Origin of the sequence: Prolixibacter denitrificans (genome assembly GCF_003014495.1) — a bacterium.
Classification (GTDB): Bacteria; Bacteroidota; Bacteroidia; order Bacteroidales; family Prolixibacteraceae; genus Prolixibacter; species Prolixibacter denitrificans.
Genome location: NZ_PYGC01000002.1, coordinates 512,461 through 527,905, shown reverse-complemented (window position 1 = coordinate 527,905; position 15,445 = coordinate 512,461). Strand labels below are relative to the sequence as shown.

The window sequence follows — 15,445 nt, the reverse complement described above, 5'->3', positions numbered from 1 at the left end:
ATCAAGCTATTCTGTCACATCGAGCTGCACGAGCTGAGCATCGACACCTTTTACCAACTTGAGCTTTCGAACCAGCTCTTCATGTTTAGCCTGCTCACCGACCAGTTCCAGGAATATCAGGCCGCTTTCGGAACAGTTATCCAAAACACCATCATGAAGTCCCAGGCGTGTTTTGATGAAACATCCCCAACCGGTTAATATCTTTTGAACACGGTCGGCTGTATCTTCGCGATGTTGGACAAGCAACAATAAGACATCTCTTTTCATGGAATAAAAGTTTACTGGTTAATTGATTACAAGAAATTTACGAAATTCCGGCCGATGCATCAACTGAATTAGCAAATCAACACATACAAAATTCCGGTTGGAAGAATTTATATTTATGCGTTCATCGCTAAATCCTTTTTCCAATGAAAACTTTCGTATTTGCTTTCCTTCTGGTTGCCTTCAGTGCTTGTCAAAACGAACCCGTCGTTGAAATCCAGACTACTCTGGGAAACATACAGGTTGAGCTTTACTCAGACAAAGCTCCGGTTACCGCTAATAATTTTCTGCAACTGGTAGAGGACAGCGTATATAACAACGCCGAATTTTACCGCACGGTCCGCATGAATAACCAGCCGCACAATCAGGTAAAAATTGAAGTCATACAGGGAGGATTGTTCGCAGATAGTCTGGTGGATAAAATTCCAACCATCCCGCATGAAACAACTCAACAAACCGGTATTCAGCACAAAAACGGCGTTATTTCAATGGCACGAAATAAACCCGGTTCCGCCTCATCGGAGTTCTTCATCTGCATCGGAGATCAACCTGCGCTTGATTATGGCGGAAAGCGAAATCCGGACGGACAAGGATTTGCTGCTTTTGGCAAAGTAATTAAGGGTATGGACGTTGTTAAGCAAATACAAATGCAACCGGACTCAGGACAATACCTCGTACATCCGGTCAAGATTTTAAATATATCCCGGATAAAATGACGACCTAAATAAAATTATTGATTGGGAATCAAGAAATAAGCCCGTTTTAAGAAGTACCTAAACATAAAAAAATTGCTATTCATCCTTTCAAACATATGATTCAATCATTCAAAATACTCATTCGCTCATTCTAATTTAATATTTGTTAAATTAATATTACGAAAGCTGTATCTTTGTACCGGTTGATTAAAGTTCAAGTTGCCTCGCACGAAAACGAACAGGCAATTTTTGGTTTTTACCCCGCTGCATCCCAGCGGGTTTTTTTATATCTTGTCTGCAGGTATTTACCCCGCAAAAGCACAAATATAAATGGGACCAACTCCTGAACAGATACAACACGGACCAGGCTACAAACTAGTAGCCCGAATCTCCCACGATAATATTAAAGCGTTTTTGCTGGAGCAATTTTCGGGTGGCTCGAGGCTGGCCAAACGGTATATGATATACCAAACCATCATGGGTGCCGTTTTAGCCGGCTTACTGGTCTACAGCATTGTGACCTTTTTTAAAGGTTCGAAAATGGAACTCGAATGGTTTTCGCTGGCTGTGCTGATTTCGTTTACTGCACTGGTGGTAATTCACGAGCTACTGCATGCCGCCGCTTTTCTGATAACAGGGATAAGAAATATTTCATTCGGTGCTAATTTCTGGCGCTTCATTTTTTATGTACAGGCCGACCGCGAAGTCATTCAAAAAAAACAATTCCGATTTGTAGCACTCGTTCCTTTCGTGGTAGTCAACCTGGTTACGGCTGCAGGTGCTTTGTGGTGCATCTGGCAGAATTCACCGGCAGTCATTCTCTGGTTAAGCATCATGGCCATCCACAGCTTCTTTTGCGCCGGCGACTACGGATTACTCTGTCTTTATCAAAATCATCCCGAAAAGGAGATAGTAACATTCGACATGAAGCACGAACGTTGCTCTTACTTCTACGAAAAAATTACCTGATTATTTAATCCGGAATACGTACCGATCCCCTTCTTTTTCAAATCCAATCTTCTCGAGGTAGTTGTTATGCGCTGAGTTTTGCACTTCGGAATAGAGCATATTGTATCCCAAATAACGGAACCGATCGATGTTTCGCTTGAAAATATAATCGGCCACTTTGTAATCGCGGTAGCGGGGCACTACGTAGTCGAGAACTATGTGTAACGTATCGGCATCCTTTATTTCCAGTACAATAAGACCGGCCATATTCAGGTCGCGGTGTACAAACATGATTAGATATTCCTCTTCGATATCGAAGTTGAATCGAGGAAAGAAACGCTGAATGTCGTCATGATAATATTCCAGAAAATCAGTTAGATAATCGTTTTCTTCCGAATGAACAAAAGCAACGCGAAAAGCTTCCTTTTTCCGGTAAATTCCCCAAAGGTGAACGATATTCACCCCCACAATAAAAATATTAACTCCCGCTACCGAAACGGAATGGATTAAAATACCATAAACGGAAAATATAACAGACCCGAACAGATTCAACCACCGCAACTTAACAAGCGAAGACATCATCAGGCTAATCGCCACCAACACCGAAGCCACCAATCCAATGGCTTCATAATAATCAGAGAAATCCATAAGTAAAAGTTTCTATCCCAAAAGACAACACCCAATAGCTGTGTTTGGTTTGTCTCTTTTTCAATTGAGCATAAAATTAATCTTTGAGTCACTTCTGACCAAACAATTTTGGGTTACAGAAAGATTTAAAAAGTCTTCAAATAAATCTGGAAAAAAGAAACATCTGCATCATAAACTCACGTAATTTTGTTAGGGGGAGATATGAGATGGGATACGCACTGAAAATATTGAATGTATTTCTTCTGGCAAGCTTAAAATACTTCTGGACACCGCCTTACGTTAAAATACTGAAGCTTGAATTCTGGGAGACTTTTCTGGCAGTTGAAGCGGGAGGAATCCTTGGATTCATCTTTTACTACTACCTGAGCGGCATCATCATTCATAAAATCCTGGAACATCTCCCGAAACTGTATTGCTGTACGCCCGCTACTTTCAAGCGCCGAATGGAAATCTGGCTGGACCAGTTTAAAGAAAGGCGCAGAAACCGAAGGAAATTTACCCGCCGAAATAAGTTTATTGTTCGTACCCGGATGAAATACGGCATGTGGGGCATCATCATCCTGACACCGATTTTGCTGTCAATTCCCCTGGGAGCATTTCTCGGGAAAAAGTATTATGAGCGAAAAAGAAGATTTTTGCCGCTGATGCTTTTCTCGATATTCTTATGGGGTATTATATCGTTTATCCTTTTTTATGAATTCCCATTCATTTTCCGCTGATCCTCGATAGCTGCCAGCAGTTTTCCTCCACGACTACGAAAACCTTTACTTTCCATCTCCCACTGCTCTTCAATAATTGCCTTCAGCTCCTGCAACAGATCGGGCTCTTTCTTCCCGGCGTGAAAAATAATCTGCATACAATGCACCTTTACAGCCGCTGGTTCCTGCGAATACAACCATTCGAAACAGGTATTGACCACCGTCCCCAGCCACTCCTCAGGAATAACACAACGAGTTAACATACGGGCAAAATGCCGTTTCTGAGAACTATTGCTCAAAGAGGGAAGCCGCTCACAGAATTTTTCAATGTGTGGTTCCAGCAATTCGGGATATTTTTCCGTCGTATTGTCAATCAGGTAGCAGGCCCGCCACGCGGTTGGAAGTTCATCAGAAAAAGCAGCTTCGAGGCATCGGTTGAACAACGCTGCATTGCTATGCAAAGCTTCGTGCCAGAAGCCAGACTGGCTGCCTCCGAAATTCACGAAGCCCCCTCGCAACAATTCGATCATTTCTTCAGGACTTTCCATATCTGAAGTCTTGCTTTTCTTACCGAACATCGAATCTTTAGGTTCCCTCTTCGTAGTCACCGTGCTGTTCCCGGATGAAACGGTAGAACTCCATCTGCGATTTGAACGGAGTTTCGTTATCCGTTCTTTTCAGCTGATTCACCAGGTTATTATCCAAAATGCGGGCTGCCTCATTATCCTGCCACTGCATTTCCAGCATCTTTTTAATCTCGTTCCGCAGGTCTGCATCATAAATCGGGGCTCCCACTTCAACGCGTCGGTCAAGGTTCCGCGACATCAAATCGGATGATGAGATGAACAAACGCTCATGCCCATTATTATGGAAAAAATACACACGGGAATGCTCCAGGAAACGATCGATCAGCCCAATGCAAGGAATGGTGTATTTCTGGTCGGATGGTGTAGGCAGCAACGAAAACATTCCTCGCACGTTGAGCCTGACATCAACCCCGGCCCGGGCAGCATCGTGTATTTTCCGGATGATAACCGGATCGACCAGGTTGTTGCATTTGAAGTAAAACATCGCCTCTTTCCCTTCCAGCTTGTTGCGTATTTCCTGGTTAATCATGCGGATAATCCGGCTTCGCATATTGAAAGGCGAAACCATCAGGTGCCGGAAACGATTCAGCTTATAATTGCGCTCGAAAAAGTCGAACACATAGTTGACTTCGCGGGTAATGCGCGGATCGGCTGTACACAACAAATGGTCGCTGAACACCCGGGCTGTATCCTCGTGGAAATTACCGGTTCCGATACAAGCGAACAGTTTGTCTTCGCCGTGTTCCTTCCGGTTAATCACACATATCTTGGAATGCACTTTCAGTCCGGGCACACCGAAAATCACCTTCACATTCTCTTTATCCAGAATATTTCCCCACTCTATGTTATCCTGCTCGTTAAAGCGCGCCCGAAGTTCCAGTACAACGGTCACCTGCTTCCCGTTACGGGCCGCATTGATGAGGGCATTCATCACGCTCGAATCGGGAGCCACGCGATAAACCGTCAGCTTAATCTCGGTAACTTTCGGGTCAATCGATGCTTCCCGCAGAAGATCGATGAAATGAATAAACGACTGATAGGGAAAATGGAACAGAAGATCCTTTTCTGATATACTCTCCAAATAAGTTTTTCCCGGTAGGATCCGCTTATGCCGGGCCGGTGATATCGGTTGATATTGGAGCTCTTTACTTCCCACTTTCGGAAAGTTCATAAAGTCCTTGAAGTTATGAATCCGCCCACCACCGATGATCGTGTCGTCTTTAGTGAAATTCAGTTTCCTTAAAAGTATCTTCAGAAACTCACGGGGAAGTTTTTTATCGTAAACAAACCGCGTGGGCTCACTCTGACCCCGTTTCTCCAGACTCTTCTCTACTGTCTTCACATAACTTTCGGCCACATCGTCGTTGATATCCAGCTCGGCGTCACGTGTCAGCTTGACAATATAAGATTTGATATCCTCGAACTCGAACATGTAGAACAAGTCCTTCAGCTCATACCGGATAATATCTTCCAAAAGGATTATATAAGTCCCGCGAGGATCTTCCGACGGAATAATGATGAAACGCGGCAACACATCCGAAGGAACCTCGATAAGCGCATAGGTCGTTTTGTCCTTCCCGGTTAGTTCCACAGCCATGTATATGGCATCATCGCCTAGCATGGGCAATGGCAGACTCTTCTTCAGGATGATAGGCATAATCCGTGGCCGAACCTCCTTCAAAAAGTAGTCGCGCACAAATTTTCCCTGGCTCTCCGAAAGTTCCTGCTCGTTTACCAGATAGATATAGTCCTTGGCGAGTTCCTTCAGAATGCCTTTGTAAATCTGCTCAAACCGTTTCCCCTGTTCTACAACAATCCGCTCAATCTCATCCAGCACTTCTCTCGGGTCAGCCCCTTCCACCATCGTGGTGCGCCCCATCATGGCCAGACGCCGGAGAATAGCCACCCGTACCCGGAAAAATTCATCCAGGTTATTGGAGTAGATTCCCAGAAACTTGATACGTTCGATAACCGGCACATTCTTCTTCGAAGCCTCCTGCAACAGTCGCTCGTTGAATGACAACCAGCTTATTTCTTTATTTCTAACTTCAATGCTCATAAAACTTGTGACCATAATGTTATGGTAAATTTTAAAGATAAGAATTATGCGGTAAAAGCAACCTGACAAAGGCTACTTCCTGCTTAAAAAATAAGGAAAAAAGATAGAATTTTGGGTTCCTCAGAACTACAATGGTAAGGGATTGTTTTCACTATTGGTAACCATAATTTGCATCAAAAGTTCGAAAACCACTGCTATGAAAAAGTCGCACCTTGGAAACCTTCCGGTTTATACCTTTTCCCACTTTTCCAGTTACCCGGAAATCGTTCATTTTTCAACCACTCGGAACGGCGGAAGAAGCGAGGGAATTTATCAATCGCTCAACCTGGGCTTTCATTCCGGCGATAAGAACACACACGTACAAGCTAATCGCGAAGTACTGGCCAACGCACTGGATTTACAACCGGAGCAATTGGTCTTCGCCGTACAAACGCATTCGGCTGATGTTGTCAGAATCAATGCCGATGTGCTTAGCTGGAGTGATGAAATTCGCCGTGAACAACTTAACGAGACTGATGCCTTAATCACCAATGAGTCCAACATCTGCATTGCAGTAAAAACCGCCGATTGCATCCCGGTTTTACTCTACGACCCGCAACGCAAAGCTGCTGCAGCCATCCATGCTGGTTGGCGCGGAACCGTCGGCCGGATTGTTGCCAAAACCATCGAAGCGATGCAACTGGAATACGGCACGCAACCGGAAGATCTTATTGCCGGTATCGGACCGGGAATTGGGCCGAGAGTATACCAGATAGGACCCGAAGTCGTGCAAATTGTGCACAAACAATTGGGAGAAAACCACGGCTTCATTCAGTATCTGGTTTCGAAAAATGAGCATCAGAAAACTCCACACCTGAACCTGTGGAAAGCCAATCGCATTCAACTCCGCGAATCAGGCATACGTGCAGAAAATATTGAAGTAGCAGAATTGTGCACCTTTAGCCATCCGGAAGATTTCTATTCGGCCCGCCGCGATGGTGCCGCTACCGGACGCCTGGCAACAGGAATTATGATTCGGACATAAAAAAACAGCCCGATGTGGATATCAACAGGCTGTTCTATGCAGCATTTCGGGCTATGAAATATTGGAACGGCTACTGATTAGGCACGAAAGAGATTAGCAGGTAAAGAATGGCCGCGACCCGACTTTTTTAAGCTGCATCATTCAAGACAGATATAATATTAGGAAGGAACTCGTTTTTATAATTGAATTCAAGATACAACCTTGGCAAGTAGAAAGTCAATACCTCATTCGTTGAATTTTTCCACACAAAAATACCCGGGGTGTTGACAACTATTTTTCATTTGCTTGCAATCAGACCAACAGGATCTCATCAATAATACGACAATCTGCTTCGCTAAAATCAACCGACTTTAGTTTCGAAAGCGATATCCAGCGAAACTCATCGTGGTCGGTTAGAGAGATAGTTCCCCCGTTGACAAAACACTTCATCGCGATTAGCCGGATAGAAATATCGGGATAGTGGTGAACAACGGAACCCAACATTCTATCAACCTTCACGTCCAACGACAATTCCTCGTGTAATTCTCTTTCAATAGCTTCTTCCGGCGATTCGTCTTCTTTTACTTTCCCTCCGGGGAATTCCCATTTTCCGCCTCTTGCTTTGCCTTGTTTCCGTCGGCAAGCCAGAAATTTGCCGTCCTTCTGAATAATTGCGCATACTACATTCACCATGCCGGTAAAGATAGGAGAATTAGCTCTGATGAAACTTTTCCTGACCGCCTTGAAATTTTCAGAAGGTTCCCGCTTCAGCATTTGGCGCTGTTGAATTTTTCAACGCCTTCCCGACACCAAGAATAGAGCTATCGAATTTTTCAATCGGCCGCCGACGAGACGCGAGAGGTTATTGAAATTTTCAATTCGTTCCCGGGAAGAAAAATGAAGCTGTTGAAATTTTAAATTGGTTGCCGACACGACGCGGGGAGCTGTTGAAATTTTCAATTCACTTCCACAGCGAAGCAGAAAACTATTTTCATTAGCCTTTTGTGTAATCAGAGAAATCTGCTCCTAAGCGAAATAAACAAAGCCCGGAGAAAAATTCCCCGGGCCAGGCTTCACATAAAATAGTATGACAGTTGATTAAAGTATTTGGATTTTACCATCCTCCGCGTCCGTGACGTCCCTGGCCGTAGCCTCTGCCACAACCGGCACCGCGTCCCTGACCACGTCCGAATCCCATAGCTAAATGATCGTTGGCCCATTGCTGTTGGTCTTTGTCGAGCACTGCCATTAAATCGGCATGATGAGCAGCACGAGCTTCAGCTATCTGAATACCAATCTGGTCGCGTTCCTTAAGCGTCGCAGCGCGCATTCTTTTCAGACGTAGTTCGTCCATTTGCTTCCAGTGAGTTTTCTGCAAGTCAGCAATTTTATCCTGCTGTTCCTGTGTCAATCCGGGAATATTCTGGCAAATTCCAGCATTCCGGTATCCATAGCCATTTCCCTGACCTTTTCCATAACCGTTACCACGAGGTTGAGCGTTGGCCCCCAATGCCAGTAAACCGGCAAACATAATCGTCAACACGACTTTAAACATTTGATTTTTCATGATTTTTTGACTTTTAAGTTGATACATTCTTGATTTTTAAGACATACTTTTCCCATTCAAGCCTTCGAAGCTTTTTTCGAAAACCAGGGTATTTTTCAGTTATTAAATTCCGATAAGTTAATTTCCGGGCCTGCCTCTGCGCATTCCCCGACCGTGTCGCCAACCTCTTCCGTAACGATGCAAGGGCAAATCGTTGTTCGGATTCAGCATGGTACGAAACAGCACATGCAGTTCTTGCTGCTGCTCAGGTGTACACACCGAGCGCAATTCCATATAGTAGTTAATTGTTTGTTCTTTCAATTGCCGGTGCAAATCACCAAAAGCAGCCGCCAGCGAATCGAGTTTCTGCCTGTCGGGGTTCTCCTTTCCCAGTTCATTCACCATCTCCCGTCTCATATTCGCCATCTCCATGGACAGTTGATGCACCCGCGGATTAAATGTGCGGTTTGCATTCCGGAAGGCTTCCATCTGCTCGGGCCGCAATCCCAATTCTTGCGCAAAAAAATGGAAACGAACAGCATCCGGATCTGCCGTTGGATTTTGCACCTGGGTTGTTTTCGGTTCAACCGTTCGGTTGCGACTAACCACAATCGTCACAATCGTTGCCACGTTCATGGCAAACAGGATAATCACTGCCCATATCAGGAATTGTGTCTTTTTCATCGCCGCATCATTTAAAATCGAACAGATAGCCTTCAATTGGTTCATTCACCATCTCGTTGATGGCCAGGTTGCCCATCGGGTTTTCCACCGAAGTACCGGAAGTTTGTCGTACGTCCATCGTTCCGAGTTTTACGCCGCCCCAGATACTCACCAGCAACAAAATGGTTCCCAATGACGTGACCAGAGTGCGTTTCCATAACGGTGCCGGTTTCCTGACTGATTCCAGTCGTCCCTGAATCCGGGTATAAAGAAAAGGAGGAACTTCCTGCGAACGTTCAACGACTATCTCCTGAACAGCTTGTTTTACGACCTCCGATTCACGAAGACATGATTCACAAGCTTCGAGGTGGGCTTCCATCTGCCGGTTTTCTTCTTCCGAAAGATTTCCCAGATGAAACTCCCAAAGTCGTTCTGTGGTATGTTGCTCGTTCATCATTTTTTACCTCGTTTTACTGTTTGACACCGTTACCCGGAAAAACTTGCGCCGGGTTCCTCATTTTTTGTAAAAATTCATCAGTTTCTTTTGCAGATTCTTTCGCGCCCGGTGAATCAGTGACTCAACCGAAGGCAGCGAAACGTTCATCACGGTAGCGATTTCCTTGTAAGCCATATCTTCATAGTGATAAAGCACAAAAGCTGTCCGTTGATTTTCCGGCAGACTTTCCAACGCTTGTTGTAACGCCTGAGCCGTTTCCTGATTGCCTACCACCGCTTCGGGGTGAATAGAGCAATCAGCTTCCGGTTCCCCGGTCCAATCTGCATCATCCTGAAAGAACGCCTCGATTCGCTGAAAAAAGCCTTTCCGTTTCCGGCTCCGTAAGCGGTTCAGCGAACGGTTGACTGTCATCCGGTAAATCCAGGTCGAAAGGCTCGCTTCGCCCCGAAACCCATGAACCGATCTGAAAACCTCGACAAAAACCTCCTGTGCAATATCATCGGCTTCCGAACCATCGTGGACAAATCCCATAGCTGTGCGAAATACCTGTTGTTGGTACTTCCCGACAAGCTGACGAAAGGCTTTTTCGTCGCCTGCTTGCAATTCAATAACCAGTTGTTTCTCGTCCATTAATGGTTCTAATCGTTGTCCGGATTTTTCTGTTGGACACATCAAGGTAAAAAAACTTGCGCCATGGATTGAAAAATTTTTCTTCTCATTCCGACGCAGGTTTTCTTTAGATTGTTTATCAGGCAACTGGTTTAATCACTGCCGGTTTATACAATAGTTCCGATTTCTTAACAACCAATTACCGAACGCGCATCGTTTTTTTCCTACATTTGCGGCCTCAAAAGCCTTTTTTAAAAATGATTACAGTCTCAGATTTAGCCATTCAGTTTGGTAAAAGAATACTTTTCCAGGATGTGAACATGAAGTTTACACCCGGCAACTGCTACGGAGTAATTGGAGCGAACGGTGCCGGTAAATCTACTTTCTTGAAAATGATTTCAGGAGAGCAGGATTCGACCAGAGGTTCTATTTCCATGGGACCGGGCGAACGATTGTCAGTACTCAGCCAGGACCACCACGCGTATGATGAATTCAACGTGCTCGATACCGTGATGATGGGTTACGAGGAGTTGTGGAGCATTATGCAGGAAAAGAACGCCATTTATGCCAAGCCCGATTTCTCGGAAGAAGATGGAATGAAGGCAGCCGAGCTGGAAGATAAATTTGCCGAAATGGACGGCTGGAATGCCGAAAGCGATGCAGCGGCTCTATTGAGCGGACTCGGTATTCGTGAAAGTTTGCATTACCGCCGCATGGGCGATTTGGAACAGAAAGAAAAAGTTCGCGTGTTGCTGGCCCAGGCTTTGTTTGGAAACCCTGACAACCTGCTCCTCGATGAGCCGACCAACGACCTCGATTTGGAAACGGTCATGTGGCTGGAAAACTTCCTCGCCAACTTCAATAATACCGTCATTCTGGTTTCGCACGACCGTCACTTCCTCGACAGCGTATCGACGCACACCGTTGATATCGATTACGGAAAAGTACGGATGTTCGGTGGAAACTACTCCTTCTGGTACCACTCCAGTCAGTTGGCTGCCCGCCAAATGGCGCAACAGAATAAGAAGATGGAGGAGAAGAAGAAAGAGCTGCAGGAATTCATTTCACGCTTCAGTGCCAACGTGGCCAAGTCGAAACAGACGACCAGCCGCAAGAAAATGCTGGAAAAACTCAACGTGGAAGAGATTCAGCCATCGACCCGTCGTTACCCGGGAATTATTTTTCAACCCGAGCGGGAAGTGGGGAACAACATCCTTACGGTGAAAAATCTGAGTAAAAGCATCGATGGCGAGACGGTATTCAACAACGTGAATTTCACCATCGAGCAGGATGAGAAAGTCGTCTTTCTTTCGCGCGATACGCGTGCTATGACGGCACTTTTCAACATTCTGAACGAAGAGACTCAACCCGATTCCGGTGAATTTGAATGGGGTGTAACCGTAACCACCGGTTATCTTCCGATGGATAACAACCGTTACTTCAACAACGATTTGCCGTTGGTTGACTGGCTGGCACAATACACCGACAACACCGACGCCAGTTTCCTCCGTTCCTTCCTCGGGAAAATGCTCTTCTCGGGCGAAGAGATCTTCAAAAGTGCCAAGGTACTTTCGGGAGGTGAAAAGATGCGCTGTATGATTTCGCGGCTGATGATGCGTCACCCGAACGTGGTGATGCTGGACAACCCGACCAACCACCTCGATTTGGAATCCATTCAGGCTTTCAACAACGGCTTGATTAGCTTCCCAGGCATTGTGCTGATGGCATCGCATGACCACGAATTCATTCAAACCGTTTGTAACCGTGTTATCGAACTCACGCCGAACGGAATCATCGATAAACTGATGAATTACGACGATTACATCACCGACGACCGCATCAAAGAACTGCGCGAATCGATGTACCAGCAATAATTTGTACTGCTTGACCATTAACAAATAGTATCAAAGGCTGCGATGGATGAAAATCTGTTGCAGCCTTTTTCTTTTTCCTCTTCCGAAGGCTTTTCATTTGGCTGCTGTTTTTCCTATCTTCATCAGAACGAATCCAATACCTGCACAAATGAACCGAACTGCCTTTCTCCCGGGTTATCTTTTATTCTTCCTCTTCACTAGCTTTCTATCCGCTCCGTCACAGGATCAAACTCCGAAGTATGTTTTAGTAATTCACGGTGGTGCCGGAGTTATCAGTCGCGAAAATTTGGAACCTGAACTGGAGAAACAATTCCGCGACAAACTCCGTGAAGCGCTCGACACAGGCAAGGCAGTTTTGTCGCGCGGCGGAACCGCCATCGATGCCGTAGAATACACCATTCGGGTGATGGAAGATTCCCCGCTGTTTAATGCCGGGAAAGGAGCCGTATTTTCTCACTACGGAACCAACGAAATGGATGCTTCCATTATGGATGGTGCCACCCTGAATGCAGGCGCTGTCGCCGGAGTTGGCGATGTGAAAAATCCCATCTCGCTGGCGCGGAAAGTGATGGAAAAGTCGGAACACGTGCTGCTGTACGGTTCCGGGGCGTCGGAATTTGCCCGGAAGCAGGGATTAACGATAGTCGACAGCAGTTACTTCTTCACGCAAAGGCGCTGGGATACACTGCAACGTTACCTGGCGAAAGAAGGGAAAAACAAATTCGGAACAGTCGGTTGTGCCGCCCTCGATCAATATGGTAACCTGGCAGCAGGGACGTCCACCGGCGGCATGACCAACAAAAAGTTTCACCGCATTGGCGACTCTCCCATCATTGGGGCGGGAACGTATGCCAGCAATAACAGCTGCGCGATTTCCTGCACCGGCCACGGCGAGTTCTTCATTCGTTATACGGTAGCCCGAACCATCGCAGCTTTAATGGAATACAAACAACTTTCGTTTCACGATGCAGCCTACGAAATCATCAACAATGAACTGGTAAAAGCCGGTGGCGATGGAGGAATGATTGGAGTAGATAAGGACGGAAATGTCGTAATGATGATGAATACGTCGGGCATGTTTCGTGGCTTTGTCAAGTCGACCGAAGAAAAGCATGTAACCATTTACGGCGACGAAGAATAATTCGCAAATCAACCGTATCATGTATAACCAATCACATTAGCTATGAGTAAAATTGGTGTCCTCGGAACCGGAATGGTCGGACAGGCCATTGCATCCCGTCTGGTCGGTAAAGGCTATGAAGTATGTATGGGCTCACGCTCAGCCGAAAATGAAAAAGCTGTGGCTTTCGCCGAAAAATACGGAGACCTGGCTAACAACGGCACGTTTGCCGATGCAGCCCTTTTCGCTGACGAAATCGTTTTCAATTGCACCAACGGACATGCATCCATTACCGCACTCGAGTTGGCTGGCGCCGAAAATCTGAAAGGGAAAGTCATCATCGATGTAGCCAATCCTCTTGATTTTACGAACGGCATGCCGCCCAAACTGCTCTTTTGCAACGATAGTTCGCTGGGCGAACAGATTCAGAATCACTTCCCTGATTCCATGGTGGTGAAGTCCCTCAACACCATGAATTGCGAAATCATGCTGCACCCCGAAGGCATTCCCGGGGACCACAATGTTTTCGTTTGTGGAAACGATTCCGGCGCCCGGACGAAAGTCTCGGAATTGCTCCAGGAGTTTGGCTGGAAAGCTGACAACATCATCGACCTGGGCGATATTACCGCTGCCCGCGGAACCGAGATGCTGCTTCCACTCTGGCTTCGCTTATTCAGCAAAATCGGAACCGTGGAATTCAACTTCAATATTGTACGAAAACCTTAGACCAGGTTGAAAATTAACAATGCACGATCCAACCATGTTAACCAATGGGGCGGTCGTTTTCTTTGGCCGTGGCAAATTCGATGACTGGTGCGTTTTCCTTCGTTCTCCGGAAGGAAAAACTGTGGCTCCGCGGGATATGGAATACTTTCAAAAGCTAAAAACCATCAGTAATCGTTTCGGCCGGCAGAAGCTATATGATGATTTCGTGTCGGTTTATGCACCTACCGGGAAAATTGTCGATCCGCTAATTCTAAGGCGCATTAAAAGGTTATCGTTGAAATATGGTGAACTGACAGATGAAGTAGAACAATGGCTAACGGTCATCTATTACGGAATGGTAGCCGAAGAGAACAAAGAGCATGCGATTCTGAAAAAGCGGATTAAACGATTGGGTATTCATCAAATATTAATTGAGGATAACTCACCCGAACAGGCTGCCACATTCAGTAAAGGAAAATCTGCAAACGAATTGGATAAACTGATACTTGAAAAAGGATTTTAATCGTAATTCCGAATCAGCAACTCACTGATTTCTCCGCGCCGGCTTCCGCGCGAGTTAATTGCCCTGCGCGCCTGCACCCGTTCTATTTGATAATCACCATACAATTCATCGAAGAAATGATTTTCCGGATCTTCGTTCTTCGGATCGGAATTACTGAGCAACAAACGAGCTCCCGTTTCGTGTAGCTTATCGCAAAATCCCTTCAGGCGTTCCTGATCGCCGTCACCAAATCCATTCTGCGAATAAGCATTAAATGAAGCCGTTGAACTGATGGGTTTGTAGGGTGGATCGAAGTAGAAAAAAGCATCGGGAGTTACCAGGTCGTTTAACGCATCAAAATCGCCCAGCCGAATCTCCACTTTCTGCAAGACTTTGTGCACCAACCGGATGTTGGCTTCGTTGCAAATCTTCGGATTTTTGTGTTTTCCGAAAGGCACATTGAACTGATTTTCCTTGTTCACCCGGTACAAGCCATTGTAACACGTCCGGTTCAGAAATATCAAATATGCCGTATGTTCCGTCCTCGATTTTTCCCGCTTATTAAACAGTTCGCGGACCATGAGATAGTGAGCTTGTCTGAATTCCTCCTCCGGACTTCCATTATATTCCCGTTCCAACTGCTGTAACGACTCAATCAACGCATCCGGTTCCTCCTGTATCGTTCTGTAAGCATTAATCAAATCTTCATTGACATCGTTGATGACAGCTTTTTCAATGTTGGGAAATTTATCGAGCATCCTGAAAAGGACAGCTCCACTTCCCACGAAAGGCTCGACATACACAAAGGGTTTCTTCTCCAAATCTTTCGGAAGCGCATCTGTAATAACCGGCAAAAGCTGCCTTTTTCCACCGGCCCACTTCAAAAAGGGTCGGGCAGTGGCTGGTTTTTTATGATGTGTGGGATAAACCATAGCAGATGCTTTACGAACGTCTCGTTACCACGAAAATACAGTTTCAGGAACGCGCAGCCAAAGAAATCGCAAAAAAGTCGTGATTTACAACAAAACATAATCTTAACTTCAGGTTATCACGTCGTTCTCTGGAAA

18 protein-coding genes are annotated in these 15,445 nt (G+C 45.7%); 8 read left to right on the top strand and 10 right to left on the bottom strand.

From position 1 onward, the window contains the following. Positions 1–6: 6 nt before the first annotated feature. Complete coding sequence (locus CLV93_RS05905) at positions 7–267, bottom strand: CPF_0552 family protein (RefSeq protein ID WP_106541242.1); 261 nt, start codon at positions 265–267, stop codon at positions 7–9. Positions 268–410: 143 nt separating this feature from the next. Between CLV93_RS05905 and CLV93_RS05900 the strand changes: the two genes are divergently transcribed. Together CLV93_RS05900 and CLV93_RS05895 are read left to right on the top strand one after the other, a co-directional pair. Then, the gene (locus tag CLV93_RS05900) at positions 411–980 is read left to right on the top strand and encodes a peptidylprolyl isomerase (RefSeq protein ID WP_106541241.1); all 570 of its coding nucleotides are present in this window, start codon (positions 411–413) and stop codon (positions 978–980) included. Between the two features lie 309 nt (positions 981–1,289). Beyond that, the gene (locus CLV93_RS05895) at positions 1,290–1,928 is read left to right on the top strand and encodes a DUF3267 domain-containing protein (RefSeq protein ID WP_106541240.1); all 639 of its coding nucleotides are present in this window, start codon (positions 1,290–1,292) and stop codon (positions 1,926–1,928) included. Here the strand turns inward: CLV93_RS05895 and CLV93_RS05890 are convergent, their stop codons facing one another. Then, positions 1,929–2,555: a YgjV family protein gene (locus CLV93_RS05890; RefSeq protein ID WP_106541239.1), complete on the bottom strand. Its 627-nt coding sequence runs from the start codon at positions 2,553–2,555 to the stop codon at positions 1,929–1,931. A 206-nt stretch (positions 2,556–2,761) separates the two neighbouring features. Between CLV93_RS05890 and CLV93_RS05885 the strand changes: the two genes are divergently transcribed. Continuing rightward, the gene (locus CLV93_RS05885) at positions 2,762–3,274 is read left to right on the top strand and encodes a hypothetical protein (RefSeq protein ID WP_106541238.1); all 513 of its coding nucleotides are present in this window, start codon (positions 2,762–2,764) and stop codon (positions 3,272–3,274) included. On the opposite strand, the gene CLV93_RS05880 is transcribed toward CLV93_RS05885, so the two are convergent. Both CLV93_RS05880 and ppk1 read right to left on the bottom strand, forming a co-directional pair. Further along, a complete protein-coding gene (locus CLV93_RS05880; RefSeq protein WP_146141961.1) occupies positions 3,247–3,801 on the bottom strand; it encodes a hypothetical protein in 555 nt (184 codons plus the stop codon). The genes CLV93_RS05885 and CLV93_RS05880 overlap by 28 nt on opposite strands. 37 nt (positions 3,802–3,838) lie before the next feature. Then, positions 3,839–5,899: a polyphosphate kinase 1 gene (ppk1, locus tag CLV93_RS05875; protein WP_106541236.1), complete on the bottom strand. Its 2,061-nt coding sequence runs from the start codon at positions 5,897–5,899 to the stop codon at positions 3,839–3,841. Between the two features lie 196 nt (positions 5,900–6,095). Here ppk1 and pgeF point away from each other — a divergent pair, with 196 nt between their 5' ends. Then, the gene (pgeF, locus tag CLV93_RS05870; protein WP_106541235.1) at positions 6,096–6,923 is read left to right on the top strand and encodes a peptidoglycan editing factor PgeF; all 828 of its coding nucleotides are present in this window, start codon (positions 6,096–6,098) and stop codon (positions 6,921–6,923) included. Positions 6,924–7,214: 291 nt separating this feature from the next. Here pgeF and CLV93_RS05865 read toward each other — a convergent pair whose 3' ends face one another. From CLV93_RS05865 to CLV93_RS05845, 5 genes are all read right to left on the bottom strand, one after another. Further along, positions 7,215–7,676 carry a (deoxy)nucleoside triphosphate pyrophosphohydrolase gene (locus tag CLV93_RS05865; RefSeq protein WP_211297749.1) on the bottom strand — a complete coding sequence of 154 codons (462 nt, stop codon included), beginning with the start codon at positions 7,674–7,676 and terminating at the stop codon, positions 7,215–7,217. A 340-nt stretch (positions 7,677–8,016) separates the two neighbouring features. Then, positions 8,017–8,469 (bottom strand): Spy/CpxP family protein refolding chaperone, encoded by a 453-nt coding sequence (locus tag CLV93_RS05860; protein WP_146141960.1) that lies wholly within the window; start codon positions 8,467–8,469, stop codon positions 8,017–8,019. Positions 8,470–8,586: 117 nt separating this feature from the next. After that, positions 8,587–9,132 (bottom strand): Spy/CpxP family protein refolding chaperone, encoded by a 546-nt coding sequence (locus tag CLV93_RS05855; protein WP_170108874.1) that lies wholly within the window; start codon positions 9,130–9,132, stop codon positions 8,587–8,589. 7 nt (positions 9,133–9,139) lie between these two features. Continuing rightward, a complete protein-coding gene (locus CLV93_RS05850) occupies positions 9,140–9,568 on the bottom strand; it encodes an anti-sigma factor family protein (protein WP_106541232.1) in 429 nt (142 codons plus the stop codon). Positions 9,569–9,625: 57 nt separating this feature from the next. Continuing rightward, positions 9,626–10,198, bottom strand: coding sequence for an RNA polymerase sigma factor (locus CLV93_RS05845; protein ID WP_170108873.1), 573 nt, complete (start codon positions 10,196–10,198; stop codon positions 9,626–9,628). Positions 10,199–10,434: 236 nt separating this feature from the next. Here CLV93_RS05845 and CLV93_RS05840 point away from each other — a divergent pair, with 236 nt between their 5' ends. The 4 genes from CLV93_RS05840 to CLV93_RS05825 all read left to right on the top strand — a co-directional run bounded on the left by CLV93_RS05840 (position 10,435) and on the right by CLV93_RS05825 (position 14,399). Further along, the gene (locus CLV93_RS05840; RefSeq protein WP_106541230.1) at positions 10,435–12,051 is read left to right on the top strand and encodes an ABC-F family ATP-binding cassette domain-containing protein; all 1,617 of its coding nucleotides are present in this window, start codon (positions 10,435–10,437) and stop codon (positions 12,049–12,051) included. A gap of 148 nt (positions 12,052–12,199) precedes the next feature. Continuing rightward, on the top strand, positions 12,200–13,192 hold the full coding sequence (locus tag CLV93_RS05835) for an isoaspartyl peptidase/L-asparaginase family protein (protein WP_106541421.1): 993 nt from the start codon (positions 12,200–12,202) through the stop codon (positions 13,190–13,192). A gap of 42 nt (positions 13,193–13,234) precedes the next feature. After that, positions 13,235–13,897 carry an NADPH-dependent F420 reductase gene (locus CLV93_RS05830; RefSeq protein WP_106541229.1) on the top strand — a complete coding sequence of 221 codons (663 nt, stop codon included), beginning with the start codon at positions 13,235–13,237 and terminating at the stop codon, positions 13,895–13,897. A 19-nt stretch (positions 13,898–13,916) separates the two neighbouring features. Continuing rightward, positions 13,917–14,399: a DUF7004 family protein gene (locus CLV93_RS05825; protein ID WP_106541228.1), complete on the top strand. Its 483-nt coding sequence runs from the start codon at positions 13,917–13,919 to the stop codon at positions 14,397–14,399. Here CLV93_RS05825 and CLV93_RS05820 read toward each other — a convergent pair. Next, positions 14,396–15,310 (bottom strand): DNA adenine methylase, encoded by a 915-nt coding sequence (locus tag CLV93_RS05820; protein WP_106541227.1) that lies wholly within the window; start codon positions 15,308–15,310, stop codon positions 14,396–14,398. The genes CLV93_RS05825 and CLV93_RS05820 overlap by 4 nt on opposite strands. Positions 15,311–15,445: the final 135 nt, after the last annotated feature.

What these genes read in the sequence shown, in the direction of transcription:
- CLV93_RS05835 (WP_106541421.1), top strand. Translation starts at nt 12,200, where the DNA reads ATGAACCGAACTGCCTTTCTCCCGGGTTATCTTTTATTCTTCCTCTTC.
- CLV93_RS05895 (WP_106541240.1), top strand. Translation starts at nt 1,290, where the DNA reads ATGGGACCAACTCCTGAACAGATACAACACGGACCAGGCTACAAACTA.
- CLV93_RS05860 (WP_146141960.1), bottom strand. Translation starts at nt 8,469, where the DNA reads ATGAAAAATCAAATGTTTAAAGTCGTGTTGACGATTATGTTTGCCGGT.
- CLV93_RS05840 (WP_106541230.1), top strand. Translation starts at nt 10,435, where the DNA reads ATGATTACAGTCTCAGATTTAGCCATTCAGTTTGGTAAAAGAATACTT.
- CLV93_RS05855 (WP_170108874.1), bottom strand. Translation starts at nt 9,132, where the DNA reads ATGAAAAAGACACAATTCCTGATATGGGCAGTGATTATCCTGTTTGCC.
- CLV93_RS05865 (WP_211297749.1), bottom strand. Translation starts at nt 7,676, where the DNA reads ATGCTGAAGCGGGAACCTTCTGAAAATTTCAAGGCGGTCAGGAAAAGT.
- CLV93_RS05850 (WP_106541232.1), bottom strand. Translation starts at nt 9,568, where the DNA reads ATGATGAACGAGCAACATACCACAGAACGACTTTGGGAGTTTCATCTG.
- CLV93_RS05820 (WP_106541227.1), bottom strand. Translation starts at nt 15,310, where the DNA reads ATGGTTTATCCCACACATCATAAAAAACCAGCCACTGCCCGACCCTTT.
- CLV93_RS05905 (WP_106541242.1), bottom strand. Translation starts at nt 267, where the DNA reads ATGAAAAGAGATGTCTTATTGTTGCTTGTCCAACATCGCGAAGATACA.
- pgeF (WP_106541235.1), top strand. Translation starts at nt 6,096, where the DNA reads ATGAAAAAGTCGCACCTTGGAAACCTTCCGGTTTATACCTTTTCCCAC.
- CLV93_RS05825 (WP_106541228.1), top strand. Translation starts at nt 13,917, where the DNA reads ATGCACGATCCAACCATGTTAACCAATGGGGCGGTCGTTTTCTTTGGC.
- CLV93_RS05885 (WP_106541238.1), top strand. Translation starts at nt 2,762, where the DNA reads ATGGGATACGCACTGAAAATATTGAATGTATTTCTTCTGGCAAGCTTA.
- ppk1 (WP_106541236.1), bottom strand. Translation starts at nt 5,899, where the DNA reads ATGAGCATTGAAGTTAGAAATAAAGAAATAAGCTGGTTGTCATTCAAC.
- CLV93_RS05900 (WP_106541241.1), top strand. Translation starts at nt 411, where the DNA reads ATGAAAACTTTCGTATTTGCTTTCCTTCTGGTTGCCTTCAGTGCTTGT.
- CLV93_RS05845 (WP_170108873.1), bottom strand. Translation starts at nt 10,198, where the DNA reads ATGGACGAGAAACAACTGGTTATTGAATTGCAAGCAGGCGACGAAAAA.
- CLV93_RS05830 (WP_106541229.1), top strand. Translation starts at nt 13,235, where the DNA reads ATGAGTAAAATTGGTGTCCTCGGAACCGGAATGGTCGGACAGGCCATT.
- CLV93_RS05880 (WP_146141961.1), bottom strand. Translation starts at nt 3,801, where the DNA reads ATGGAAAGTCCTGAAGAAATGATCGAATTGTTGCGAGGGGGCTTCGTG.
- CLV93_RS05890 (WP_106541239.1), bottom strand. Translation starts at nt 2,555, where the DNA reads ATGGATTTCTCTGATTATTATGAAGCCATTGGATTGGTGGCTTCGGTG.